The organism is Streptomyces sp. NPDC045431 (assembly GCF_040646655.1).
GTDB lineage: Bacteria > Actinomycetota > Actinomycetes > Streptomycetales > Streptomycetaceae > Streptomyces.
In genome coordinates this window covers 60,174-85,125 of sequence record NZ_JBEZAQ010000023.1, presented here as the reverse complement: position 1 = coordinate 85,125, position 24,952 = coordinate 60,174, and the positions used below count along the sequence as shown (strand labels likewise).

Sequence of the window (24,952 nt, the reverse complement as noted above, 5' to 3'; positions counted from 1 at the left end):
ACCATCTTAACCACCCCCCCGACCCCCCCCCCCAGTCACCCCCCGCCGGCGGGGGGGGGGGGGGGGGGGGGTGGCCCGGGGGGGGGGGGGGGGGGGGGGCGCCCCCCCCCCCCCACCTCCGGAGTCCCCGCCAACCCCTTCATGGAGCCGGAGTTCACCCTCGCCGTCGCCCGCGTACGCCCCGGCACGGCGCGCGTCGCCGTCCTCTCCGAAGGCGGCGAGACGGCCGGGTTCCTCCCGTACGAGAACGGCCCCCTGGGCCACGGGCGGGCCATCGGACTCGGCGTTTCGGACTGCCAGGGAGGGGTGTTCCGGGCCGGGCTGAGGACGACGGGCCCCGCGCTGCTGCGCGGCTGCGGGCTGACCGCCTGGCGGTTCGACAACCTCGAGGCCGGACAGGGCCTGTTCGTCGCGGACGCCGCCGAGGAGTTCGCCTCGCCCGTCATCGACGTCGGGGAGGGGTACGCGGCGTACGAGACGGCCCTGCGCGCGCGGTCGCCCAAGTTCCTGAAGACCACCCTCGCCAAGGAACGGCGCCTCGGCCGCCGGGCCGGGGAGGTGCGGTTCGTGTTCGACGAGCGCGACCCGGCAGCCCTGCGCACGCTCATGGCGTGGAAGTCGGCCCAGTATCGCCGTACCGGCCGCCGCGACCGGTTCGCGCGGGAGTGGATCAGCGCCCTGGTGCGTGGCCTGCACCGCACGCGCGCGCCCGGCTGTTCCGGCGTGCTGTCCGTGCTGTACGTCTCCGGGCGGCCGGTCGCCGCCCACTTCGGGCTGCGCTCCCGCACCGTCCTGTCGTGCTGGTTCCCGGCGTACGACCCCGCCTACGCCACGTACTCGCCCGGCCTGATCCTGCACCTGCGCCTGGCCGAGGCGGCAGCCGCGGCGGGCATCAAGATGCTCGACCTCGGGCGCGGCGCCGCCGAGTACAAGGACGCCCTCAAGACCGGTGAGCTGCGGGTCTACGAAGGGGCGTCCGTACGCCCCGGAGTGCGCGCGGGCCTGTACCGGATCGCCCGTGAGCCGCGCCGCCGCGCCCACCGCTTCGTACGCGACCGGCCCCGCCTCGCGGGGTACGCCCGGCAGGCACTCAACCAGGCCGGCCGGCTCCGCCGCCGCTGAAGGAGGAGCTCCCTCATGCCGCACAGCCCGCTCCGGCCGCCGATCGCCGTCGCCGACCTCGACCTCGACGACCTCACGGACCTGGACCCGGACCTGGACCCGGACGGCGCCTCCATCCGCTCCTTCCGGTGCGCCGACGAGCCGACGGAGTGGGTCTTCGCTCTCGTACGGGTCCGGGGCAGGCCCGTCGGCACCGTCCTGGGCCGCGTCGCCGCCCCCGCGGACCCCGCCCGCGCGGTCGCGGCCCTCGCCCGCGAGCGCCTGGCCGGCACGGAGCCCCGGCCACCGGTGGAACCGTACGGTGACCTGCCCCGGACGACCGTCGTCGTCGCCACCCGCGAGCGCGCCGGGCGGCTCGCCCGCGCCCTGGACTCGCTCCTCGCCCAGGACCACCCCGACCACGAGACCGTCGTCGTCGACAACGCACCCCGCACCACCGCCACCCGCGAACTCGTCGCGGCGAAGTACCCCACCGTCCGGTACGTCCGGGAGGACGTCCCCGGTCTCGCCGCCGCCCACAACAGGGGCGCGGCCGTCGCCGACGGCGCCGTCCTCGCCTTCACCGACGACGACGTGGTCGCCGATCCGCACTGGCTGTCCGCCCTCACCGCGCCCTTCGCCGCCGACCCGGGCACCGGCTGTGTCACCGGCCTGATCCTGCCCGCCCGGCTGCGTACGCCCGCCCAGGTCCTCCTGGAGAGCCACGGCGGCTTCGCCAAGGGCTTCACGCCGCGCACCTGGGACCCGGCGCGCCCGCCCGCCGACGAGCCGCTCTTCCCGTTCACGGCGGGCAGCTTCGGCTCGGGCGCCAACATGGCCTTCCGCGCGAGCGCCCTGAAGGCCGTGGGCGGCTTCGACCCCGCCACCGGCACCGGCACGCCCGCCAAGGGCGGCGACGACCTGTACGCCTTCGTCCGCGTCCTCGCCGCCGGTCACCGCCTGCTATACACGCCCGACGCGCTCGTCTGGCACCACCACCGCGAGACCTGGCAGGACCTGCGCCGGCAGGCGTACGGCTACGGCGCCGGGCTCACCGCGTACCTCACGGCCCTCGCCGTCCGCCGCCCCGCCCTGCTGCCCGCGCTCCTCGCCCGCCTCCCGCGCGGCCTGGCCCACGCCCGCGCGATGACCGCCGCGCGCGGCGCCGCTCCCGGAGTCGCCGCCCCCGGCGCACACGGGGCCCACGGCCACCCCTGGCCGCGCTCCCTCTCCCGCCTGGAGCGGCTGGGCATGCTGTACGGGCCCGTCGGCTACGCCCGCGCGCGGCTGCGCCTCGGAAGCGGCGGAAGCGGTGAGGCCCGATGAGGACACCCGTGCCGGTGCTGCTGTACCACGCCGTGACGGACGACCCGCCGCCCTGGATCGCCGAGTTCGCCGTCACGCCCGCCGACTTCGCGGCGCAGCTCGACGCCGTCGTGGCGAGCGGCCGCACCCCCGTGCCGCTCAGCGCCCTCGCCGACCACCTCGCCGGGAAGGGCGCCCTGCCGCCCCGGCCCGTCGTGCTCACCTTCGACGACGGCTTCGCCGACCTGCCCGGCCCGACCGCCGAGGCGCTCGCCGCCCGCTCCCTGCCCGCCACCGCCTATCTGACGACCGGGGCCATCACCCCGGGCCGCGCCTGCCTGCTGCCGCCCGCGCCGATGATGGCGCTCGCGCAGGCACCGCTGCTGGAGCAGTACGGCCTGGAGGTCGGCGCGCACACCGTCACCCACCCCCAGCTGGACGTGCTCCCGCCCCGGGCCGTCCGCCGGGAGCTGCGCGACTCCAAGGCGGCCCTGGAGGACGTGCTCGGCCACGAGGTGGCCCACCTGGCCTACCCGCACGGCTACAACAGCCGCGCCGTACGGCGGGCCGCGCGGGAGGCCGGCTATGCGTCCGCCGTCGCCGTACGGCACGCCCTCAGCTCCCGCACGGACGAGACGTACCGCATCGCCCGGCTCATCCTGCGCCGTACGCACACCGTCGCCGACGTCGAGCGCTGGATGCAGGGCCGGGGCGCGCGGACGGCGCCGTACCCGGAATCGCCGGCGACCGTCGGGTGGCGGGTGTACCGGAGAGCGAGAGCGGCCGTGCGCGGGCCCGTGTTCGCGGGCTAGGAGCCGACCGGAAGACGTCGAGAGAGAGGGGGGCACAGTGGGGCGGCAACGCGTGCCCGCACCGGTCGCCGCCGCGCCGGCCGGGGAAGGGCCGGCCGGGGGAGGGCCGGCCGGGGGAGGGCAGGCCGGGGGAGGGGCGGACGCCCCGGCGGGTGGGACCGCGGACACGCCCCCGTCCCCCTCGCGCGGTACGCGCCGTTCGCCGCGCACCGCCCTCGCCGCGCTGCCGCTGCTGTCGGCCGCCGCCCTGTGGCTGTACGCCCTGCCCCACGTGGACTTCCGTGCCATCGGCGACTACGGCCTCCTGGACCGCTTCCCGGCCGCCTTCTACGCCGCGCTCGCCGCCCTGACGGCCGGGTTCGCGCTCACCCTGCGGCGGGGCGCCCGCTCCGGCACCTGGTGGCCCGCCACCTACTGCGTGGCGATGCTGGTGGCGCTCAAGGCCCCGCCCGCCCTGCTGTACGACGGGGTGCGGTACGCGTGGGCGTCCAAGCACGACGCCGTCATCACCCGGCTCCTCGCGGAGGGCACGGTCCACCCGTACGACGAGCTGTCGGGCGGCATGTCGGCGTACGACCAGTGGCCGGGTTTCTTCGCCCTCAACGCCGCGCTCGTACGGGCCGTCGGCGTGGAGTCGGCCGCCGCGTACGCCAACTGGGCGCCCGTCGCGTTCGGCGTGCTCACCCTGCCCGTGCTGACGCTGCTCTACCGCACCTTCACCGACGACCGGCGGCTGGTGTGGACGGGCGTGTGGATCTTCCAGCTGGCGAACTGGGTCGGCCAGGACTACCTCGCGCCGCAGGGCTTCGCGTACCTGCTCCACCTGACCGTCCTCCTCGTCGTCGTACGGCACTTCGTCCGGCCGGGCTCCGCCGGGCGGCTGCGCGACCGGGCCCGGCTCGACCCGGCGGCGGCCGTCGCGCCACCGTCCACGGGCCTGCGGCGGCGCGCGGCCGGGGTGCTGCTCCTCGTACCGCTGGTCGCGGCCGTCAACGCGGCGCACCAGCTCACGCCCGTCATGCTGTGCGCCACGCTGTTCGCGCTGTGCCTCACGCGCCGCTACCGCAACCTCGGGCTGCTCGCCGTCACCGGCCTGATCATGCTGGCCTGGGACCTGACGATGGGCCGGGTGCTGTTCCTGGAGACCCTCGGCAGCCTGCGCGAGTCGGCCGGGGACCTGCTCGGCAACTCCCGCGCGGGATACGCCGGGGAGCCCACCGGGCCCGGCCCCGAGCTGGTCGGCACCGCCAACGTCCTCATGGTGCTGGCACTCGCCGTCCTCGCCGGTACGGCCGTACTCCTGCGCCGCCGCCTGGTGCGCACGGCCCTGCCGCTGCTGCTGGCGGCTGCGGCGCCCGTGCCGATGTTCGCCGTCAACGACTACGGCGGCGAAATGCTTTTCCGCGTCTACCTGTTCGGCCTGCCCGGGACGGCGTTCTTCGCGGCGGCCGCGCTGGTCCCGGCCGCCGGTGCCGCCCGCACCGCTCGCCGCGTGGCGGCCGTCGCCCTGCCCGTCGCCCTCACCGCGCTGCTCGCGGGTTTCCTGCCGTCCTACTACGGCAAGGAGGGCATGCACTACGCGCCGCCCGCCGAGACCGCGCTGGTGACACGCGCGTACGACCGGGCTCCGGCCGGCTCGTTGATCCTCGCCACCACCGGGTCCTTCCCCGGCGCGTACACCCGCTACGACCGGTACGAACGCTGGTTCTTCACCGAGCAGGACGTGCCCGAGAACCTGAGGATGCTGCGCGACCCGGCCGGTTACCTGGCGCGGGGCATTCCCGAGGGCCGGCGGGCGTACGTGATCCTCACCCCCACCCAGGAGGAGGCGGTCATCGGCGAGGGCTACCTGCCGCCCGGCGGCTTCGACACGCTGACGGCCGCCCTCAAGCGGTCACCGCTCTTCCGCGTGGTGGAGGAGGGCGAGCACGGTCTCGTCCTGCGGTACGTCCCCACGGTGACAGGGGGATCACCATGAAGCCGAAACACGACGCATGGACCGGGACGTGGACCAGAGTGGCCCTGGCCGCCTCCGGGTGGCCGGTCCTCGCCGCCACCGCGCTGCCGGGCGGCTCGCCCCTGCGCTGGATCCCGGTGCTGCTGTTCCTGGCGCTCGCCCCCGGCCTGGCGCTGCTGCACCCGCGGCGCGGCGCCCGGACGCAGCCGCTGGAGACGCTGGCGTTCGCCGTGCCGCTGAGCCTGTCACTGGTCGCGCTCGTCGCGACGGCGCTGTTCCTGGCGGAGGCCTTCTCCACCACGGCGTTCCTGGTGGCGCTGGCCGTCTTCGTGACGGTGGCCGCCGCCCTCCCGGGGGTGCCCCTTCCGGCGGACACCCGCGAGGGCGCCGGATGAGCGGGCGGCATGCGGACGGCGCGCGCGCGGGTACGGACACGGGCACGCGCGCGGGTACGTTCGCGGCGCTCGCCCTCGCCGTCGTCGGGGCGCTGCTCCTCGGGCTCGGGATGTGGACGGCCACCCGGCCCGACGGCCAGACCGACGGCACCCGGGCCGACGGCACCCGGGCCGCCGGGCCCTGCGCACCCGGCGCGTTACTGGTGCCCCCCTGCGGGGCCTGGTGGGGCGCCTACGTGCCGTACGCGGCGAACGGGTCCCTCACGGACGCGGTAGTCAACTTCGAGCAGAAGATCGGAAGGAAGCTCGATCTCGTCTACAACTACCACGACATGTCCGGCACCGAGCTCGACGGACAGCTCCTCACCCCCGACGAGCAGGAGCTCGGCCGCGAGCGGCTGCTGATGCTGGCGTGGGAGTCGACCGTCTGGACCGAGCCCCACCACGCCAACTGGACGGAGCGGCAGCTCGGCTGGAAGAACATCGCCTCCGGCGCGTACGACGAGGAGGTCATCGACCCGCAGGCGCGCCGCATCAAGGCGTACGGCAAGCGCGTCTTCCTCTCCTTCGACCAGGAGACCGACTTCCGCCTCAAGGAGGGCGCCGGCACCCCGGCCGAGTTCGTCGCCGCCTGGCGCCACCTCCACGACCGGTTCGAGCGGCTCGGCGTGGACAACGTGGTGTGGGTGTGGACGGTCTCCGGCTACCTGGGGAACGCGCGGCAGATGAAGGAGCTGTACCCGGGCGACGCGTACGTCGACTGGATCGGCATGGACCAGTACAACTACCACCTCTGCCACAAGACGACGACCTGGCTGGACTTCGAGCGCAGCCAGCGCCCCTCCTACGACTGGCTGCGCGCCCACATCTCGGCCGAGAAGCCCCTCATGCTGGCCGAGTTCGCCACCGCACCCGACCCGGCGCGGCCGCAGCGCCAGCGCGACTGGTACGCCGAGATCCCGAAGGTCGCGCCGACCCTGCCGAAGGTCAAGGCGCTGGTCCACTGGAACCGTCCGGTGCCGGGCGACGGGTGCGACCTCACCGTCAACGCCGGGCCCGGCCTGGAGGGGTACCGCCTGGCCGGCCAGGACCCCTACTTCAAGCAGCCCGTCCCGCCCCGGTGACCCCCTTCGGCCGCAGCGCCGCCCGCAGCCCCGGCGCCGCCACCAGCGCCATCACCGCCATCGACAGCAGCATCGCGAGCCCCGCCCCCGCGATCCCCGCCGACGCCGTCAGCACGGCCGCGCTCCCCAGCACCAGGACGCACATGGCGCCCTGCACGGCGGCCAGCATGCCCGTGCGCCCCTGCACCCGCAGCACCCCGATGTAGAGCTCGACCGCGACACGCGGCAGCGCCGCCGCGGCCAGCAGCCGAAGTACGAGCGTGCCGTGCTCGGCGTACGCCGCCCCGAAGGGCGTGAGGATCCACGGCGCGAAGACGACGAGCACCGCCACCACCGGCACCAGCAGCAGCGCCATGCGGCGCAGCGCGCCGCGTACGCCCTCGGCGAGCGACTCGGGGCTGTGCGAGGCGTGCGCGGTGAGGGAGGAGGCCATGTTGATGGCCAGGAACTCCATGGTCCCGCCGACCGTGTACGCGGTGTAGAACCAGCCGTTGTGCGCGGCGTCGAAGCGGACGGCGACCATCACCGGCAGCAGGTTGATCATCGCCAGGCTGAACAGCGCGCCCACCGAGTCCCCGGCGAGGAACCGCCCCATCTCGCGCGCCGTCGGCGGCTCCCGGTCCCGGTCGGCGGCGGCCTGACGCGGGATGAGCCGCCGGAACACCAGCCAGCCGAGCGGCAGCACCGACAGGGCGATGGCGACGGCCCACGAGACGAAGATGCCCAGCACCGGCAGCGCGCCCGCGAAGGCCATCAGCAGGAGCAGCTTGCCGAGCGAGAAGACGGCGTTGCCGACGGGCACCCACACGGCCGTGCGCAGGCCCGTCAGGACGCCGTCCTGGAGGGTGAGCAGCGCCCACGCCACGCACGCGACGACGAAGAACGCACCGGCGGCCGGCCCGCGCAGCGGCGCGTACGACGGCCCCCACAGGTCCAGGGTGAGCAGGAACGCCACGCTCGCGGTCGCCACCACCAGCGAGCTGACGGCGTACGCGCGCCACACCAGCGGCCCCGTGGCCCGCCCCGCGCGCGGCACGTACCGCACCACCGCGCCGATCATCGTCGTGGCGGTGACCGAGGCGAGCAGCCGCATCGCGGCGATGGCGGCGGAGCCCTGCCCGACGGCCTCCTCGGTGTAGTGGCGGGCGGCGACCAGCCAGAAGCCGAGTCCGAGCGCGGCCGAGACGCCGGTGGACAGCATCAGCGCGTAGGCGTTGCGGAACATCGAGTCGCCGCCGGGCGCCACCGCGGTGCCCTGCCGGACGGTCGTGTCAGCCACCGTGCGGGCCCGCCGGACGGGCGCCCGACGCGCGCAGCACCTCCAGGACCTGGTCCGCCCGGAGCGGATCGGCGGGCAGCGCGTGGCGCGCGAACCACCGGGCGCCCTCGGGCCGCGGTGAGGGGTCGGTGAAGAGGGGTCCCGCGTAGTCGTCCAGCGGCGGGTCGTACAGGTACCCGGTGGGCACGCGCGCCCGCGCGAGGGCGGCGACGGCCGCGTCCCGGTCCTCGACGAGCAACGGCACCCGGAAGAGTGGCCGGACGGGCGCCCGGGGGTCTCCCCAGGGTGACGCCAGCAGCTTCTCCGTACCGGCACGGTGGGCCGCCAGCGTCGCGTCCAGGCGCCCGAGGAGCCGCTCCGTACGGCGCAGGCGTACGCGCCCGGGGGCGAGCCGGTAGTCGTGCAGGTCCACCCGGACCCACGCGTCGAACGGTACGAGCCCGGGGGCGGCGGACAGGGCGTCCTTCAGCTCCGCCGGCCGCAGCGGCATCCGGATCCCCGCGCGCTCCTCCCGGCCGAGCGCCCGCAGCGCGGCCCGCGCGGCCTTCACGAGCCGCAGCCCGCGCACCGCCGCCTCGGCGTACGGACGTACGGCGTAGGCGAGTTCGGCCACCGGCCGGGACGGGAGCAGCAACGCGTCGCGCGCCCGCGCCAGTTCGCCGTACAGCGCGGGGTCGCGTACGGCGAGGAAGCCCCCGGTCTTCGCGCCGGTGTGCTTGGAGAGGCTGAAGACCGACGCCTCGCCGTGCGTGCCGACGGGGCGCCCGCCGACCTCGCCGCCGATCGCGTGCGCCGCGTCCTCCAGCAGCGGGATGCCCAAGGCACGGCACCGTTCGGCCAGTTCCGGGGCCGGGTCGGGGTTCCCGTACAGATGGGTGGTCAGGACGGCGGACAGGCCCCGCCACACCGCCTCCGGGACGGCCGCCGGGTCGAGGGACCCGTCACGCGGGTTCAGCGGCGCCTGTACGGGGCGGAGGCCCGCGGCGAGGACCACGAAGAGGATGACGTCGCCGTTGACCGGGGACATGAGCACCCGGCCGCCGGGCGGGCACCAGTGGCGCAGCGCCACGTAGAGACCGAGCCGGCACGACGGCACGTACAGGCACTGTCTGCCGAGCCGCGCCCGCATGCGCTCTTCCAGACCCGCCTGAACCGCGTGAGCCGCGTGAACCGCCTCGGCCGCGTACCGCATGTGACCCCCCTGCCCCCGGGCCAATGTGGCCCCGGGGGGACGACTCCGTCAAGACGGCCGAAGGGCCCATCCCTTGACGGAAACGGGCCCTTCGGACATGGAGGTGGGGAGGAGGTCACTCCTCCACGGTCAGCCCCTTGCGGAGCTTGCCCAGGGTGCGGGAGAGCAGCCGCGAGACGTGCATCTGCGAGATGTTGAGCTCCTCGCCGATCTCCGACTGCGTCATGCCGGCGACGAACCGGAGGGAGAGGATCTTGCGGTCGCGGGCGGGCAGCGAGGCGATCAGCGGCTTGAGGGACTCGATGTACTCGATGCCCTCCAGGCCGTTGTCCTCGTAGCCGATGCGGTCCGCGAGCGCGCCCTCCGTGTCGTCCTCCTCGGGCTGGGCGTCGAGCGAGCTCGCGGTGTACGCGTTGCTCGCCGCCATGCCCTCGACGACCTCCTCCTTGGTGATGCCGAGTTTCTCGGCGAGCTCACCGACGGTCGGGGCGCGGTCCAGCTCCTGGGCGAGCTCGTCACCGGCCTTGGCCAGGTCGAGGCGGAGCTCCTGGAGCCGGCGTGGGACGCGCACGGACCACGAGGTGTCGCGGAAGAAGCGCTTGATCTCTCCGACGATGGTCGGCATCGCGAAGGTGGGGAACTCGACTCCGCGGGCGAGTTCGAACCGGTCGATGGCCTTGATCAGGCCGATGGTGCCGACCTGGATGATGTCCTCCATCGGTTCGCTGCGGGAGCGGAACCGGGACGCGGCGAACTTGACCAGGGCGAGGTTGAGCTCGACGAGGGTGTTGCGGACGTACGCGTACTCGTGCGTGCCCTCCTCGAGCGTCTCGAGGCGGGCGAAGAGCGTCTTCGACAGGGCGCGCGCGTCGAGCGGTCCGACCTCGTCGTACGGCGGGATCTCGGGCAGGCCGCTGAGGCCGCTGAGGCCGTTCAGACCGCTCGGGCCGGTCTCGGCGAGGAGGTCGGGGGTGGTCTCGCCGGTGGGGTCGTCGGGGGTGGGAATGAGTTCGAGCGGAGTTATCGACGCCGCGTCGGGGGTACGCGTCTCGTCGAGCCGGGGTGACATGGTCTCCTCCATCGTTCTCGGCATAAGGCCGCCGATGCCGAATTGCGTCGCTGCGGTGTGCGGCGCCTCCAAAGCCGGCTGGGTGGGTGGATGGGTGTCCCTACTAGCCCTACCCGCTCTTCCTAGGTCGTTGCAAGTGTCAATTGTCCCATATGTCTGACTAACAGGGGAGTCCGACTACCGACCGGTGAGGAGAGGGCGTAGGGTTCTACCGACTCAACGGCATCGGCGAAGAGGGGCGGCATGGACCGCGGGACGGTCGGCAGCGCGAATCAGGGCCGGCTCAGCGTCGGGGTCCGGACGGTGGGCCGCAGTGAGATCGTCACACCGGTGGGTGAGTTGGATCACCACACCGCGGATCTCCTGCGCGAACCGCTGGATGCCGCGCTGGAGCAAGGACGTTCACGGTTGGTGGTCGACTGTTCGCAGCTTGCGTTCTGCGACTCCACCGGCCTCAACGTCCTGCTGGGGGCCCGGCTCAAGGCCGAGGCGGCAGGGGGTGGGGTCCATCTGGCCGGAATGCAGCCCGTGGTGGCCCGCGTCTTCGAGATCACCGGCGCGGAAGCGGTCTTCACCCTGCACGACACCCTGGACGAGGCCCTCGCCGACTGACCCGGCGCACCCTTCCCGCGCCGCGGCGGCGTCCGCTGCGCCACCGTGCCCTGCCGTGACGGCCGAGGGCGGTTGTCGGGTTGCTCACGCGCATCGGATGACGAACCGGGTGTCGTACCCGCAACTCCGGGCAGAAGAACCTGCGCGAGGGTGTGAAGGGTGGGACTCCGCGACGCTCCGCATCGAAACTTATTGGCAATGGCGAACTGGTGAATCGGTGAGGTGAAGCGCTGATGGGCAGCACCCAGCAGCATCCGCCGAGCGGCCTCGGCGGCGAGCCGGGCGGCGCGGGCGCCGGCGCGGGTGCCGAACCTGTCGCCGGCCCCGTCAAGGGTGTCGACGCCACGGCGTACCGTGCCGCGGCGGGCGGCGGGGCCGCGGTCCGCGCCTCTTCCCCCGGGCCGGGTACGCCGCCCGGCTCCGGGGACAGAGCGCGCCCCGCGTCGGGCACGCCGTCGGGCGAGCAGTCCGGTACGCCGTCGGGCACGCGGCCCGGCGCGCCGTCCGGCGCCTCACCGCAGGCCGCCTCATCCTCGCCGCAGGCAGACGCGCCGGCCGCCTCCGAGGGCGGGCGGTTCCGGAGGCTCTCCCTGGGGAGCGCCAGCGGGATCGTTCCGCTCGCGCGCGACTTCACCCGGCAGGCGCTCTACGACTGGGGCTGGCTGCCCGCCGCCACCGCCGACCGCCGCGCCGCCGCCGAGGACGTCCTGCTCGTCGTCTCCGAGCTCGTCACCAACGCCTGCCTGCACGCCGAGGGCCCCGAGGAGCTGCGCGTCTCGCTGGACGCCAAGGTGCTGCGCCTGGAGGTCGAGGACCGCGGTGCCGGTCAGCCAGCGCCCCGCACTCCGCACCGCGCCGGGCGGCCCGGCGGGCACGGCATGTTCATCGTGCAGCGCCTCTGCCTCGACTGGGGCGTCGTACGGACGGACGACGCTCCGGGCAAGACGGTCTGGGCGGAGCTCGCGGCCCCGGCGTAAGCGCGCTCGCGCCTCCCCGTACACGGCGAAGGGCCGCCGTACCGGACGAACCCGGTACGGCGGCCCTTCGCCGTGCCCTGGAGGGCTACGGGTCAGTGCACGCCGCCCATGAGGGGCTGCACCTTCCGGCGGTACATGTAGATCGCGACACCGGCGAGCACCGCGAGCGCGCCCTGGCTGGCGAACCACCACGTGGTGTCGGTCGGCGCGCCCATGAGCTGGAGCAGCGCGATGACCGAGTCACCGGCGGTGACGGCCAGGAACCAGACGCCCATCATCTGCGAGGCGTACTTCTGCGGCGCCAGCTTCGTCGTCAGCGACAGGCCGACCGGCGAGAGGGTGAGCTCGCCGACCGTCTGGATCAGGTAGACCGAGCACAGCCACAGCGGGGTGACCATCACGCCACCCGCGGAGGCGGCCTGCGCCAGCATCATCACGAAGAACGAGGCGCCGATCAGCACCAGGCCCTGCGTGAACTTCACCAGCGTGCTGGGCTCCTTGCCGCGGCGGGCGAGCGCCACCCACAGCCAGGCGAAGACCGGGGCCAGCGCCATCACGTACAGCGGGTTCAGCGACTGGAACCAGCTCGCCGGGAACTCGAAGCCGAAGAGGGAGCCCGCGGTGTTGTGCTCCGCGAACAGGCTCAGGGTCGAGCCGGTCTGGTCGTAGATGCCCCAGAAGACGGCGGCGGCGACGAAGAACCAGACGTACGCCGACATCCGGGACCGCTCGACCTGGTCCAGGTCGGTGTCGCGCTTGATGCGGAACAGGTACCAGGCGGGCAGCACCAGGCCGAGGATGGTCAGCGGCCACAGCACCCAGTCGATGGTCAGCCGGCCGGTCAGACCGGCGGCGCCGTACGCGACGGCCGCGATGGCCAGCCAGATCAGCGCCTTCTTGACGATGCCGGTGCGCTCGGCGTCCGACAGCGGCGCGGGGACCTGGTTCGACTCCGGGGCCAGGTTGCGGAAGCCCAGGAAGTAGAACGCGAGGCCGAGGGCCATGCCGACGCCGGCCATGGCGAAGCCGTAGTGCCAGTTGATCTTCTGGCCCACGTAGCCGATGGTCAGCGGGGCGACGAAGGCACCGAGGTTGATGCCCATGTAGAAGATCGTGAAGCCGCCGTCCCGGCGCGGGTCGTTCTTGTCCCGGTACAGGTGGCCGACCATCGTCGAGATGTTGGCCTTGAGCAGACCGGAGCCGGCGGCGATGAACGCCAGGCCGATGAAGAAGGAGACCTCCGTCGGCAGGGCCAGCAGGAAGTGGCCGGTCATGATGATCGTGCCGGAGATCGCCACGGTCTTCCGGGCGCCCCACACCCGGTCGCCGAACCAGCCGCCCGGCAGCGCGAGGAGGTACACCATCGCGTTGTAGACGGAGTAGATGGCGACGGCGGTCGCCGTGTCGAAGCCGAGACCGCCCTTGGCCACGGAGGCCGACAGGTAGAGCACGAGCAGGGCCCGCATGCCGTAGAAGCTGTAGCGCTCCCACATCTCGGTCATGAAGAGGTTGGCCAGACCGCGGGGGTGGCCGAGGAACGTCTTCTCAAGGCCGGCGGCGGTGCTGCCGGCCGGGTCCCTCGTCAGGCTGGACGCCATGGTCGATCCTTGCTTGCTCGGGACGCGCCATCCGCTTCGTGAGCGTGACGCGCCCGGTGGGGGGCGCGGCCGGCACCGGCGCGCGTTCCGTCCCGTCCCCCGACGCCTGGACAGGGGTTCGCCCCCGTGCGGCGCACGGAGGCGAGGGTTCGGACGCACCGGGATCCACGCCCCGACAGGCGCGTCGTCGCGCATCGGGGCCCGGCCCACAGGTCGTTCACTGCCTCAAGGCTGGCAGGGCCGGCCCCGGGCAGAAAAGAGACCCTTGGCGCTCTTGGCGGGCCAAAGGTCCCGGAGTACTGCATCAGGCGTCTCGCCACCATACGACATGACAGTGGCGGATAAGGAAGGACTTGAGATATGGATCACAGGGATGCATGGAACCGACTGCCCATAATCGAAGGTGATAAGCAGGATGGCATCCCATAGTCCCAGGCGGTGATGATCAAGCGTCGATCCCACTCCGGCGCGTACCCCGCGCGGACTACCATCACCCCATGACCCGTGTACTGCTCGCCGAGGACGACGCATCCATCTCGGAACCGCTGGCCCGCGCCCTGCGGCGGGAGGGTTACGAGGTCGAGGTGCGCGAGGACGGAACCACCGCGCTCGAGACGGGACTCCAGGGCGGGATCGACCTCGTCGTGCTGGACCTCGGCCTGCCCGGGATGGACGGGCTCGAGGTGGCGAGACGCCTGCGCGCCGAGGGGCACACGGTGCCGATCCTGGTGCTGACCGCCCGCGCGGACGAGGTCGACACCGTCGTCGGGCTCGACGCGGGCGCGGACGACTACGTCACCAAGCCGTTCCGGCTCGCCGAGCTGCTCGCCCGGGTGCGGGCCCTGCTGCGGCGCGGCTCCGCCGAGCCGGCCCCGGCGCCCGCCACCCACGGCGTACGCATCGACGTCGAGTCGCACCGCGCCTGGATGGGCGACGAGGAGCTCCAGCTCACGGCGAAGGAGTTCGACCTGCTGCGGGTCCTGGTCCGGGACGCGGGCCGGGTCGTCACCCGCGACCAGCTGATGCGCGAGGTGTGGGACACCACCTGGTGGTCGTCGACCAAGACCCTCGACATGCACATCTCCTGGCTGCGCAAGAAGCTCGGCGACGACGCCGCGAACCCCCGGTACATCGCCACCGTGCGCGGTGTCGGCTTCCGCTTCGAAAAGAGCTAGGACCAGGTACAGAGCTGAGACCGGGTAGGTACGCACGGTGCGCCGCCGACTGATCAACTCCACGCTCGCGGTGGTGCTCGTCGTCATCGCCGTCTTCGGGGTCTCCCTCGTCATCGTCGAGACCCGCACCATCAGCAGCAGCGCCCAGGAGAGCGTGGACTCCGAGGCGGTGAGCCTCATCTCCATCGTCGAGAGCCGGCTGATCGGCGGGGAGCCCGTCAACCCCGACATCCTCGCCGAGCAGAGCGGCGCCAAGCGGTACGCCGTGATCCGCATCCCCGGCCGGGCGCCCATCGAGATCGGCAAGCGCCCCGAGGGCGGCGTCATCCGCGGCACCGCCGAGGGCGAGCGCGGCGAGACCGTCACCGTCGAGGAACCGCGTTCCACCGTCACCGCCGAGGTCGGCCGCACCCTGCTGATCATCGGCGCCGTGGCGCTGCTCGCCGTGATCGCCGCCGTCCTCCTCGCCGTACGCCAGGCCAACAAGCTCGCCTCGCCGCTCACCGACCTCGCCGAGACGGCCGAGCGGCTCGGCTCCGGCGACCCGCGGCCGCGCCACAAGCGGTACGGGGTGCCCGAGCTGGACCGGGTCGCGGACGTCCTGGACGCCTCCGCCGAGCGGATCGCCCGGATGCTCACCGCCGAGCGCCGACTGGCCGCCGACGCCTCCCACCAGCTGCGTACGCCGCTGACCGCGCTCTCCATGCGGCTGGAGGAGATCTCCGTCACCGACGATCCCGAGACGGTCAAGGAGGAGGCGCACATCGCGCTCACCCAGGTCGAGCGGCTCACCGACGTCGTCCAGCGGCTCCTGACGAACTCGCGCGACCCGCGCACCGGCTCGGCGATCGCCTTCGACCTCGACGAGGTCGTCAAGCAGCAGATCGAGGAGTGGCGCCCCGCCTACCGCAGCGCCGGGCGGGCCATCGTCCGCTCCGGCAAGGTCGGCATGCGCGCGGTGGGAACCCCGGGCGCGGTCGCCCAGGTGCTGGCCGCGCTGATCGAGAACTCTCTGATGCACGGTGGCGGCACGGTCGCGTTGCGCACCCGCGTCACCGGCAACCAGGCGGTGGTCGAGGTCACCGACGAGGGCCCGGGCGTCCCGCCCGACCTCGGCGCGCGCATCTTCGAGCGGACCATCAGCGGCCGCAACTCCACCGGCATCGGACTCGCCGTCGCCCGTGACCTGGCGGAGGCGGACGGCGGACGGCTGGAACTGCTCCAGCAGCAGCCGCCGGTCTTCGCGCTCTTCCTGAGCCGTGAGGTGCCCAGCCGCAAGGAGCACCCGCCGACGGTGCGCTGACGCCTACCGCCGGGGACCGACGGGCTCGGCGGCGGGCTCGTCCCGGTGCCGCCGCTGCTCCAGGAACGATTCGGCGGCGGGCGCCACGGCGGCCTCGGGGCCGCCTGGCAGCGTACGGAACACCCACGTGCGGTACGACCAGAAACGGAACAGCGTCGCGACACCGATGCCGAAGAACTTGAAGAAGTTGCTCTGCAGCGGGGTGTCCCAGCCGAAGCCGTACGTCGCGGCGAACAGCACGCCGTTCTCGATGACCATCCCCACCACGCTGAACGCCAGGAAGAGCGACAGCTCACGCGTACGGCCGCTCTTGTCACGGTCCCGGTACGTGAAGTAGCGGAAGCCCACGTAGTTGAAGATGATGGCGATGACGGTCGCGATGAGGCTGGCCCGTACCACCGGGATCTCGGTGGTGTGCCGCACCAGGTTGAAGACGGCCATGTTGACCAGCAGCCCGAGACCGCCGACCACCCCGAATTTGGCGATCTCGCGGACGAGCCGGTCCAGCCGCACCCGCAGTGCGCCCCGTTCACTCATGGTGATCTCACAGCCCCGTCCGATCGAGTGGGTCAACCAAGCCATGCTAACCAGGGCCCGTCGGTACCGCTCGGGGAGCGGAGGAGCCCCTGCCCGCGCCCCTTCCCCGGGGAGGGGGCCCCTCCGCGGGGCCCGATACCCTAAGAGGGTGACGTTCCCGGTAGTAGGCATGGTGGGCGGCGGACAGCTGGCCCGGATGACCCATGAGGCGGGTATCCCCCTCGGCATCAGATTCAAGCTCCTCAGTGACACACCCCAGGACTCCGCGGCCCAGGTCGTGAGCGACGTCGTCATCGGCGACTACCGCGACCTGGACACGCTGCGTGAGTTCGCACGCGGCTGCGATGTGATCACCTTCGACCACGAGCACGTACCGACCGAGCACCTACGGGCCCTGGAGGCTGACGGCATCCCCGTCCGCCCGGGGCCCGACGCGTTGGTGCACGCCCAGGACAAGGGCGTGATGCGCGCGAAGCTCGACGCCATCGGTGCTCCCTGCCCGCGCCACCGCATCGTGGCGGACCCGGCCGACGTGTCGGCGTTCGCGGCGGAGGGCGGCGGCGAGGGCGACGGTTACCCCGTGATCCTCAAGACCGTGCGCGGCGGGTACGACGGCAAGGGCGTGTGGTTCGTACGCTCCGAGGCCGACGCCCACGAACCCTTCCAGGCCGGGGTGCCGGTCCTGGCGGAGGAGAAGGTCGACTTCGTCCGCGAGCTCGCGGCGAACATCGTCCGCTCCCCGCACGGCCAGGCCGTGGCGTACCCGGTCGTCGAGTCGCGCCAGGTCGACGGCGTCTGCGACACCGTGATCGCCCCGGCGCCCGACCTCTCGGCCGAGCTGGCCGGGCACGCGCAGGAGCTGGCGCTGCGCATCGCCAAGGAGCTCGACGTCGTCGGACACCTCGCCGTCGAGCTCTTCGAGACCCGCGACGGCCGCATCCTCGTCAACGAGCTGGCGATGCGGCCGCACAACTCCGGCCACTGGACGCAGGACGGCGCGGTCACCTCGCAGTTCGCCAACCACGTGCGGGCCGTGCTCGACCTGCCGCTGGGCGACCCGCGCCCGCGCGCCCCGTGGACCGTCATGTGCAACGTGCTGGGCGGCGACTTCCCGGACATGTACCAGGCGTACCTGCATTGCATGGCCCGCGATCCGCAGCTGAAGATCCATATGTACGGCAAGGACGTGAAGCCCGGCCGCAAGGTGGGGCACGTCAACACCTACGGTGACGACCTGGACGACGTGCTGGAGCGCGCGCGTCACGCCGCCGACTATCTGCGAGGAACGATCGTTGAGTAACGCACTCGGCCCCGACGGGCAGAACGGCCCCCTCGTCGGCATCGTCATGGGCTCCGACTCGGACTGGCCCGTCATGGAGGCCGCGGCCGGGGCCCTCGACGAGTTCGAGATCCCGTACGAGGTGGACGTCGTCTCCGCGCACCGGATGCCGCGCGAGATGATCGCGTACGGCGAGCGTGCGGCGGACCGCGGCCTGAAGGCGGTCATCGCGGGCGCGGGCGGCGCGGCCCACCTGCCGGGCATGCTCGCCTCCGTCACGCCGCTGCCGGTGATCGGCGTCCCCGTCCCGCTGAAGTACCTCGACGGCATGGACTCCCTGCTGTCGATCGTGCAGATGCCGGCGGGCGTGCCGGTGGCGACGGTCTCGGTGGGCGGCGCGCGCAACGCCGGCCTGCTCGCCGCGCGGATCCTCGCGACCTCCGACCCGGACCTGCTGGCCCGCATGAGCGACTTCCAGCAGGAGCTGAACGACCAGGCCACGGAGAAGGGCCGGCGGCTGCGTTCCAAGGTGGGCAAGTGACGGCCTCCGCGTCCGCGGCCGCCCCCTCCGAGGAGCTCCTCGCCGAGGCGCGCGAGCTGCTGGGGGACTTCCCGGTGGTGGACGGCCACAACGACCTGCCGTGGGCGCTGCGCTCGAAGGCGCGGTACGACCTGGACCGCCTCGACATCGCGGCGGACCAGACGGGCCGGCTCCACACCGACCTCCGCCGGCTGCGGGCCGGCGGGGTCGGGGCGCAGTTCTGGTCGGTGTACGTGCGCTGCGAGCTGACGGGCGACGAGGCGGTCAGCGCCACGCTGGAGCAGATCGACTGCGTCGACCAGCTCCTCGCCCGCCACCCGGCGGAGCTGGCGCCCGCGCTGACGGCCGACGACATGGAGGCGGCGCGGGCCGCCGGCCGGATCGCCTCCCTCAAGGGGGCCGAGGGCGGCCACTCCATCAACAACTCGCTCGCCACCCTCCGCGCGCTGTACGCCCTCGGCGTCCGCTACATGACGCTGACGCACAACGACAACGTCCCGTGGGCCGACTCGGCGACCGACGAGCCGGGCGTCGGCGGCCTGTCCGCCTTCGGCCGCGAGGTCGTCCGCGAGATGAACCGCCTCGGCATGCTGGTGGACCTCTCGCACGTCGCCGCCACGACGATGCGCGACGCCCTGGCCGCCTCCGAGGCGCCGGTGATCTTCTCCCACTCGTCGTCCCGCGCGGTCTGCGACCACCCCCGCAACATCCCGGACGACGTGCTGGCGCAGCTGCCGTCGAACGGCGGCGTGGCCATGGTCACGTTCGTGCCGAAGTTCGTCCTCCCGGCGGCGGTGGAGTGGACGCGGCGCGCCGAGGAGAACATGCGGGAGCACGGCTTCCACCCGCTGGCCACCACGCCGGACGCCATGCGCGTCCACGAGGCCTTCGAGGAGGCGCACCCGCGCCCGGTGGCCACCGCGGCGGACGTCGCGGACCACCTGGACCACATGCGCGAGGTGGCGGGCATCGCCCACCTCGGCATCGGCGGCGACTTCGACGGCACGGCCTTCACGCCCTCGGACCTCTCGGACGTGTCGGCGTACCCGAACCTCATCGCGGAGCTCCTGTCCCGCAAGTGGTCCCGCACGGACATCGCGATGCTGACCTGGTCCAACCCGGTCCGCGCCCTCCGCGACGCCGAAGCGGTCGCCCGGGGCCTGTCCTCCCGCCCCCCGTCGAACGCCACGCTGGAGTCCCTGGACGGCTGAGGGACCCGGCCCCGCCCCCGACCGCACGCCGCACGCCGCACGGCGCGGTCGGGGCGGGGGAACCCACCCGGATGCAGTACACCGCCGGGCCCCCCGCTTCCGCGCGTGCCACCGTGGCCCTATGGCTCGCAACGCCGTTCACGGAGCCGGAGCCCCCGTCATGGCAGACCTGCAGGACCTTCCCTACGTCGCACCCGCCACGGCCGGTGAACTCGACGACCCGACGGGCGGCGCCACCGCCGCCGAAGCCCCCACGCCCGCTGAGACCGATCTCGCGCGGGCCCGGATTCTGCTCGCCGCGCAGCTCGTCGTGGACGGGCACAACACCCTCGCCCAGGAGCTCGACCGCACGCACCACCACGCCCTCCAGCACGGTGAGGCCGAGCTCGACACCGACATACCCCGGATCCGGGCCGGTGGCGTCGGCGCCCAGTTCTGGTCGCTGCACGTGCCCCGCTCGTACGCGGAGGACCGCCTGATCGGCGGCACCCTGGACCTGATCGACGCCGTACGGACCCTCATCGAGTCCTGCCCGGAAGCCCTCCGCCTCGCGCTCACCGCCGCCGAGATGGCCGCCGCCCGCGACTGCGGCCGTATCGCCTCGCTCCTCGGCCCCGTCTCCGGCGCCGCCCTCGGCGACTCGCTCGGCACACTGCGCGCGTACCACGCCCTCGGCGTACGCAGTGCCGGAGTCGCGGGCGCCCGCTGGGCCGCGGGGCCCGAGGGGCTGACGCCGTTCGGGCAGGACGTCATCCGGGAGATGAACCACCTCGGGGTGCTGGTCGACCTCTCCGGCGCCTCCACCGACACCATGAGCCACGTCCTCGACGTCACCAAGGCGCCGGTGATCCTCTCGCACTCGGCCGCGTACGCCCTCACCCCGCACCCGTCGAACGTCACCGACGACGTCCTGCGCCGCCTGCGCGCCAACGGCGGCGTGTGCATGGTGAGCTTCGCGCCCGACCAGGTGGCCCGGCTCCGCGAGGCTCCGGCCACGCTGCAGGACGTCGCCGACCACCTGGAGCACGTCCGCGGGGTCGCCGGGCCCGAGTGCCTCGGGCTCGCGGGCTCGTACGGCATGGCGACGCACGCCCCGCACACCATCGGTCTGGAAGACGCCTCCTGCTACCCGAACCTCATCGCCGAGCTGCTGCACCGCGACTGGCCGGAGACCGACATCGCCGCGCTGACCTGGGGCAACGCGGCGCGTGTCGTACGGGAGGCCGAGGCCGTGGCGCGCGGGGTGTGAGCCGTGGCGCGCGGGTGTGATCAGGCGCGGCAGAGGCAGAACGGGTGGCCGACCGGGTCGGCGTACACCCGCCAGCTGCGCTCGCGGTCGTCCGTGTCCAGCGCCTTCGCGCCGAGGGCGAGCACCTTCTCCTCGGCCGCGTCGAGGTCGTCGACGTCGAGGTCGAGGTGGAACTGCTGGGAGTTCCGGTCGGCGCGGGGCCACTCGGGCGGCTGGAGCCCGGGCGACCGCTGGAAGGCGAGCCGCTTCCCGTCGGGCAGCCGCAGCTCCACCCACTCGCCGTCCGTGTCCGGCTCGCTCGTGATGTCGCCGCCGAGCATCGCGGCGTAGAACTCGGCGAGCCGCTCCGGCTCCGGGCAGTCGATCGCGGTCAGGGCGAGTGTGGCGAAGCCCATGGACGTCCTCCTCGAGGCTCAGCCGGCGGTCAGCCGGCACACAGGCAGAACGGGTGCCCGGCAGGGTCCGCGTAAACCCGCCAGGTGCGGTCGCGGTCGTCCGCGTCGAGCACCGTCGCGCCGAGGGCGAGCACCTTCTCCTCGGCCGCGTCGAGGTCGTCGACGTCGAGGTCCAGGTGGAACTGCTGGGAGCCGTCGGGCGAGGGCCAGCGCGGCGGTACGAAGCCGGGCGCGGCCTGGAAGCCGAGCGGCGTGCCGGAGTGGCCGGTGACCTCGACCCAGTCGTCGTGGCTCTGCCGCGTACCGCCGAGAAGCTCGGCGTAGAAGGCGGCGAGGGCGTCGGGGTCGGGACAGTCGAGGACGACGGTGCTGAGCTTGGCGATGGCCATGACGAGTTCTCCTGCCGTCGGGGCGTTACCGGTAACAGCTGGCAACCGGTAACCGTGACCGTATGGTCCCGCGGAACGGGTAACGTCGCAACCATGAACGACAGAGCGCCCGCGCCGGGGCCCCTCGCCCTGGTGGAGGCCCTGGTGAACAGCCTCGACATCGAGTCGGGCGCCGACTCCCTCGACACGGAGGACGGCCGCGCCCGGTTCGGCCTCGCGCCCCACGAGGTCGAGCCGGCCCGCGAGCTGCGCGAGGCCCTCCGCGCCGCCTGCCTCGCCCACGCCGGACACCCACCGCACCGCCCGACGACACCGCTCGACGACCTGCTCTCCGCCGCGCCCCTGCTGGTCACGGTCGACCCCGCCGACGGCACGGCCGCCCTGCGCCCGGCGCCGCCGGACACCCTCACCGCGCGCGTGGCGGCGGCCATCGCGGTGGCCGCCGCCGACGGCACCTGGCTCCGCCTCAAGGCCTGCGAGGCCGCCGACTGCCTCTGGGCCTACTACGACCGCAGCCCGGCCGGCCGCAGCCGCTGGTGCTCCATGTCGGTCTGCGGCGCCCGAGCGAAGATGCGCGCGTACCGGGCGCGCAGGGGCTAGGAGCCGTCGGGGCTCGGGGCTCGGGGCTCGGGGCTCGGGGCTCGCGGCTCGCGGCTCGGGCCGGACGCCTCGTTCCTGATCGGGCACGGCGGCTACGCAGCCTTCGTCCGCAAGCCGGCCCCCCGCCTTAGGCGCGCGGGCGCCCCATCGCCCGGTACGTCCAGCCCGCCTCGCGCCACCGGACCGGGTCCAGGGCGTTGCGGCCGTCCAGGATGAGGCGGGTGTTGACGACCTCGCCCAGCTCGCGCGGGTCGAGGTCGCGGAACTCGCGCCACTCCGTGAGGTGCAGCACCACGTCCGCGCCGTGCACGGCCTCCAGCGCGCTGTCCGCGTACGCGAGCGTCGGGAAGACGCGCCGCGCGTTGTCCATGCCCTTGGGGTCGTACACCGTGACCTGGCCGCCCTGGAGGTGGATCTGCCCGGCCACGTTCAGCGCGGGCGAGTCCCGGACGTCGTCCGAGTCCGGCTTGAACGCCGCGCCCAGCACCGCGACCCGCTTGCCGAGGAAGGTGCCGTCGCCCAGCGCCTCGCGCGCCATGCCGACCATCTGGCCGCGCCGCCGCATGTTGATGGAGTCGATCTCGCGCAGGAAGGTCAGCGCCTGGTTGGCGCCCAGCTCGCCCGCGCGGGCCATGAAGGCGCGGATGTCCTTCGGCAGGCAGCCGCCGCCGAAGCCGATGCCGGCCCGGAGGAACTTCGCGCCGATGCGGTCGTCGTAGCCGATGGCCTCCGCCAGCTTGGCGACGTCGCCGCCGGCGGCCTCGCACACCTCCGCCATGGCGTTGATGAAGGAGATCTTGGTGGCCAGGAAGGAGTTCGCGGCGGTCTTCACCAGCTCGGCCGTCGGGAAGTCGGTCACCACGAACGGCGACCCTTCCTCCATCGGAGTGGCGTACACCTCGCGCAGCACCTTCTCCGCCGCCGCGCTCTCCACGCCGACCACGATCCGGTCCGGGTGCAGCGTGTCCTGCACGGCGAAGCCCTCGCGCAGGAACTCGGGGTTCCACGCCAGCTCCGCGTCCGCGCCCACCGGCGCCCGCTCGGCGAGCAGCCGGGCCAGCCGCTCCGCGCTGCCGACCGGCACGGTCGACTTGCCGACGACGAGCGTCGGGCGCTTGAGGTGCGGGGCGAGGGAGCCGAAGGCGGCGTCGACGTACCGCATGTCACACGCGTACTCGCCGTGCTTCTGCGGAGTGTTCACGCAGACGAAGTGGACGTCGCCGAAGTCGGCGACCTCCTCCCAGGAGGTGGTGAAGCGCAGCCGCCCGGTGGAGCCCTCGATCCCGGCGACGTGCTTGCGCAGCAGGTCCTCAAGGCCCGGCTCGTACATCGGGACGCGGCCGGCGGCCAGCATCTCGATCTTCTCGGGTACGACGTCGAGGCCCAGCACCTCGAACCCCAGCTCCGCCATGGCCGCCGCATGGGTGGCGCCGAGGTATCCGGTGCCGATCACAGTGATCTTGAGGGCCATGCGGTTCTCCATTGACGAGCGGGAGGCGGTGCGCGCCCGAGCATAGTCGCGCCCCGCCCTGGGCACGTTTCCGCCGGACGCCTCCTGTCAGCAAGGTCACCTATGCCATTCGGATCCGGCGCACTAAAATTCGGGTTACTTAACGGTAGTTAGCACACGCCCAGGGGAGTGAGTGATCGTGGCGGGAACGCCTGATTTCGACCTGTACCGCCCGTCCGAGGAGCACGACATGCTCCGGGACACCGTCCGCTCGCTCGCCGAGGCCAAGATCACCCCGTTCGCCGCCGCGGTGGACGAGGAGGCCCGCTTCCCGCAGGAGGCGCACGACGCCCTCGTCGCCGCCGACCTGCACGCGGTCCACGTCCCCGAGTCGTACGGCGGCGCGGGCGCCGACGCGCTCGCGACCGTGATCGTCATCGAGGAGGTGGCGCGCGCCTGCGCCTCGTCCTCCCTGATCCCGGCCGTGAACAAGCTGGGCTCCCTCCCGGTGATCCTCTCCGGCTCGGAGGAGCTGAAGAAGAAGTACCTGGGCCCGCTGGCCAAGGGCGACGCGATGTTCTCGTACTGCCTCTCCGAGCCCGACGCGGGCTCGGACGCGGCCGGCATGAAGACCCGCGCGGTACGCGACGGCGACTTCTGGGTCCTCAACGGCGTGAAGCGCTGGATCACCAACGCGGGCGTCTCCGAGTACTACACGGTCATGGCCGTCACCGACCCCGAGAAGCGCTCCAAGGGCATCAGCGCCTTCGTCGTGGAGAAGTCCGACGAGGGCGTCTCCTTCGGCGCCCCGGAGAAGAAGCTCGGCATCAAGGGCTCCCCGACGCGCGAGGTCTACCTCGACAACGTCCGCATCCCCGCCGACCGCATGATCGGCGCGGAGGGCACCGGCTTCGCCACCGCGATGAAGACCCTGGACCACACCCGCATCACCATCGCGGCCCAGGCGCTCGGCATCGCCCAGGGCGCGCTGGACTACGCCAAGGGGTACGTCCAGGAGCGCAAGCAGTTCGGCAAGCCGATCGCCGACTTCCAGGGCGTCCAGTTCATGCTCGCCGACATGGCCATGAAGATCTCCGCCGCCCGCGCCCTCACGTACCAGGCCGCGGCCGCCTCGGAGCGCGGCGACGCCGACCTCACCTACCTCGGCGCCGCGGCGAAGTGCTTCGCCTCCGACATCGCCATGGAGGTCACCACGGACGCTGTCCAGCTGCTCGGCGGCTACGGCTACACCCGTGACTACCCGGTCGAGCGGATGATGCGCGACGCCAAGATCACCCAGATCTACGAGGGCACCAACCAGGTCCAGCGCATCGTGATGGCGCGCAACCTGCCGTAAGCCCCCGCGGGCCCTCTCCGGCTCGGCCCCGCACCCGGCGCACCG

21 protein-coding genes and 3 pseudogenes are annotated in these 24,952 nt (G+C 73.1%); 16 read left to right on the top strand and 8 right to left on the bottom strand.

Translation table 11 applies throughout. The annotated features are described in order from the left end of the window. Positions 1 to 117 precede the first annotated feature (117 nt). The 6 genes and pseudogenes from AB0A69_RS30620 to AB0A69_RS30595 form a co-directional block, all read left to right on the top strand. Positions 118 to 1,122: pseudogene (locus AB0A69_RS30620) on the top strand (GNAT family N-acetyltransferase); the annotation flags it as partial. Positions 1,123 to 1,137: 15 nt separating this feature from the next. After that, complete coding sequence (locus AB0A69_RS30615; RefSeq protein ID WP_361428777.1) at positions 1,138 to 2,427, top strand: glycosyltransferase; 1,290 nt, start codon at positions 1,138 to 1,140, stop codon at positions 2,425 to 2,427. After that, positions 2,424 to 3,218 (top strand): polysaccharide deacetylase family protein, encoded by a 795-nt coding sequence (locus AB0A69_RS30610; RefSeq protein ID WP_361428775.1) that lies wholly within the window; start codon positions 2,424 to 2,426, stop codon positions 3,216 to 3,218. The genes AB0A69_RS30615 and AB0A69_RS30610 overlap by 4 nt, the downstream gene beginning before the upstream one ends. 52 nt (positions 3,219 to 3,270) lie before the next feature. Next, positions 3,271 to 5,196 (top strand): hypothetical protein, encoded by a 1,926-nt coding sequence (locus AB0A69_RS30605; RefSeq protein ID WP_361428773.1) that lies wholly within the window; start codon positions 3,271 to 3,273, stop codon positions 5,194 to 5,196. Further along, entirely contained in the window at positions 5,193 to 5,570 is a 378-nt protein-coding gene (locus AB0A69_RS30600; RefSeq protein WP_361428771.1) for a hypothetical protein, read from the top strand. The genes AB0A69_RS30605 and AB0A69_RS30600 overlap by 4 nt, the downstream gene beginning before the upstream one ends. Beyond that, the gene (locus AB0A69_RS30595) at positions 5,567 to 6,694 is read left to right on the top strand and encodes a glycosyl hydrolase (protein WP_361428769.1); all 1,128 of its coding nucleotides are present in this window, start codon (positions 5,567 to 5,569) and stop codon (positions 6,692 to 6,694) included. Before AB0A69_RS30600 ends, AB0A69_RS30595 begins: the two co-directional genes overlap by 4 nt. Before the next feature lie 10 nt (positions 6,695 to 6,704). On the opposite strand, the pseudogene AB0A69_RS30590 reads toward AB0A69_RS30595, so the two are convergent. From AB0A69_RS30590 to AB0A69_RS30580, 3 genes and pseudogenes are all read right to left on the bottom strand, one after another. After that, positions 6,705 to 7,973 (bottom strand): annotated as a pseudogene (locus AB0A69_RS30590) (lipopolysaccharide biosynthesis protein); the annotation flags it as partial. Continuing rightward, on the bottom strand, positions 7,966 to 9,102 hold the full coding sequence (locus AB0A69_RS30585) for a DegT/DnrJ/EryC1/StrS family aminotransferase (RefSeq protein WP_361428767.1): 1,137 nt from the start codon (positions 9,100 to 9,102) through the stop codon (positions 7,966 to 7,968). The gene AB0A69_RS30585 and the pseudogene AB0A69_RS30590, both read right to left, overlap by 8 nt. Before the next feature lie 178 nt (positions 9,103 to 9,280). Continuing rightward, positions 9,281 to 10,234, bottom strand: coding sequence for an RNA polymerase sigma factor SigF (locus tag AB0A69_RS30580; protein WP_361428765.1), 954 nt, complete (start codon positions 10,232 to 10,234; stop codon positions 9,281 to 9,283). Between the two features lie 243 nt (positions 10,235 to 10,477). On the opposite strand from AB0A69_RS30580, the gene AB0A69_RS30575 reads away from it, so the two are divergent. Next, the gene (locus AB0A69_RS30575; protein ID WP_361428763.1) at positions 10,478 to 10,846 is read left to right on the top strand and encodes an STAS domain-containing protein; all 369 of its coding nucleotides are present in this window, start codon (positions 10,478 to 10,480) and stop codon (positions 10,844 to 10,846) included. A 569-nt stretch (positions 10,847 to 11,415) separates the two neighbouring features. Next, a pseudogene (locus AB0A69_RS30570) lies at positions 11,416 to 11,823 on the top strand (ATP-binding protein); the annotation flags it as partial. A gap of 92 nt (positions 11,824 to 11,915) precedes the next feature. On the opposite strand, the gene AB0A69_RS30565 reads toward AB0A69_RS30570, so the two are convergent. After that, a complete protein-coding gene (locus tag AB0A69_RS30565; protein WP_361428761.1) occupies positions 11,916 to 13,421 on the bottom strand; it encodes an oligopeptide:H+ symporter in 1,506 nt (501 codons plus the stop codon). A 497-nt stretch (positions 13,422 to 13,918) separates the two neighbouring features. On the opposite strand from AB0A69_RS30565, the gene AB0A69_RS30560 reads away from it, so the two are divergent. After that, positions 13,919 to 14,596: a response regulator transcription factor gene (locus AB0A69_RS30560; RefSeq protein WP_361428759.1), complete on the top strand. Its 678-nt coding sequence runs from the start codon at positions 13,919 to 13,921 to the stop codon at positions 14,594 to 14,596. Between the two features lie 37 nt (positions 14,597 to 14,633). Further along, positions 14,634 to 15,899, top strand: coding sequence for an ATP-binding protein (locus AB0A69_RS30555; protein WP_361428757.1), 1,266 nt, complete (start codon positions 14,634 to 14,636; stop codon positions 15,897 to 15,899). Positions 15,900 to 15,902: 3 nt separating this feature from the next. Here the strand turns inward: AB0A69_RS30555 and AB0A69_RS30550 are convergent, their stop codons facing one another. After that, complete coding sequence (locus AB0A69_RS30550; RefSeq protein ID WP_361428755.1) at positions 15,903 to 16,436, bottom strand: GtrA family protein; 534 nt, start codon at positions 16,434 to 16,436, stop codon at positions 15,903 to 15,905. A gap of 148 nt (positions 16,437 to 16,584) precedes the next feature. Here AB0A69_RS30550 and AB0A69_RS30545 point away from each other — a divergent pair, with 148 nt between their 5' ends. The 4 genes from AB0A69_RS30545 to AB0A69_RS30530 all read left to right on the top strand — a co-directional run bounded on the left by AB0A69_RS30545 (position 16,585) and on the right by AB0A69_RS30530 (position 20,716). After that, positions 16,585 to 17,736, top strand: a complete 1,152-nt coding sequence (locus AB0A69_RS30545; RefSeq protein WP_361428753.1) for a 5-(carboxyamino)imidazole ribonucleotide synthase — start codon at positions 16,585 to 16,587, stop codon at positions 17,734 to 17,736. Between the two features lie 46 nt (positions 17,737 to 17,782). Beyond that, complete coding sequence (gene purE / locus AB0A69_RS30540; RefSeq protein WP_361428785.1) at positions 17,783 to 18,256, top strand: 5-(carboxyamino)imidazole ribonucleotide mutase; 474 nt, start codon at positions 17,783 to 17,785, stop codon at positions 18,254 to 18,256. Further along, on the top strand, positions 18,253 to 19,467 hold the full coding sequence (locus AB0A69_RS30535) for a dipeptidase (protein WP_361428751.1): 1,215 nt from the start codon (positions 18,253 to 18,255) through the stop codon (positions 19,465 to 19,467). The genes purE and AB0A69_RS30535 overlap by 4 nt, the downstream gene beginning before the upstream one ends. 160 nt (positions 19,468 to 19,627) lie before the next feature. After that, a complete protein-coding gene (locus AB0A69_RS30530; protein WP_361428749.1) occupies positions 19,628 to 20,716 on the top strand; it encodes a dipeptidase in 1,089 nt (362 codons plus the stop codon). Between the two features lie 20 nt (positions 20,717 to 20,736). Here the strand turns inward: AB0A69_RS30530 and AB0A69_RS30525 are convergent, their stop codons facing one another. After that, positions 20,737 to 21,111, bottom strand: a complete 375-nt coding sequence (locus tag AB0A69_RS30525; protein ID WP_361428747.1) for a VOC family protein — start codon at positions 21,109 to 21,111, stop codon at positions 20,737 to 20,739. Positions 21,112 to 21,140: 29 nt separating this feature from the next. Then, positions 21,141 to 21,500 carry a VOC family protein gene (locus tag AB0A69_RS30520; RefSeq protein WP_361428745.1) on the bottom strand — a complete coding sequence of 120 codons (360 nt, stop codon included), beginning with the start codon at positions 21,498 to 21,500 and terminating at the stop codon, positions 21,141 to 21,143. A gap of 93 nt (positions 21,501 to 21,593) precedes the next feature. Here AB0A69_RS30520 and AB0A69_RS30515 point away from each other — a divergent pair, with 93 nt between their 5' ends. After that, positions 21,594 to 22,100: a CGNR zinc finger domain-containing protein gene (locus tag AB0A69_RS30515; protein ID WP_361428743.1), complete on the top strand. Its 507-nt coding sequence runs from the start codon at positions 21,594 to 21,596 to the stop codon at positions 22,098 to 22,100. 127 nt (positions 22,101 to 22,227) lie between these two features. Here the strand turns inward: AB0A69_RS30515 and AB0A69_RS30510 are convergent, their stop codons facing one another. Continuing rightward, a complete protein-coding gene (locus AB0A69_RS30510) occupies positions 22,228 to 23,571 on the bottom strand; it encodes a UDP-glucose/GDP-mannose dehydrogenase family protein (RefSeq protein ID WP_361428741.1) in 1,344 nt (447 codons plus the stop codon). A 178-nt stretch (positions 23,572 to 23,749) separates the two neighbouring features. On the opposite strand from AB0A69_RS30510, the gene AB0A69_RS30505 reads away from it, so the two are divergent. Beyond that, a complete protein-coding gene (locus AB0A69_RS30505) occupies positions 23,750 to 24,907 on the top strand; it encodes an acyl-CoA dehydrogenase family protein (protein WP_361428739.1) in 1,158 nt (385 codons plus the stop codon). The last annotated feature ends 45 nt before the right edge of the window (positions 24,908 to 24,952 follow it).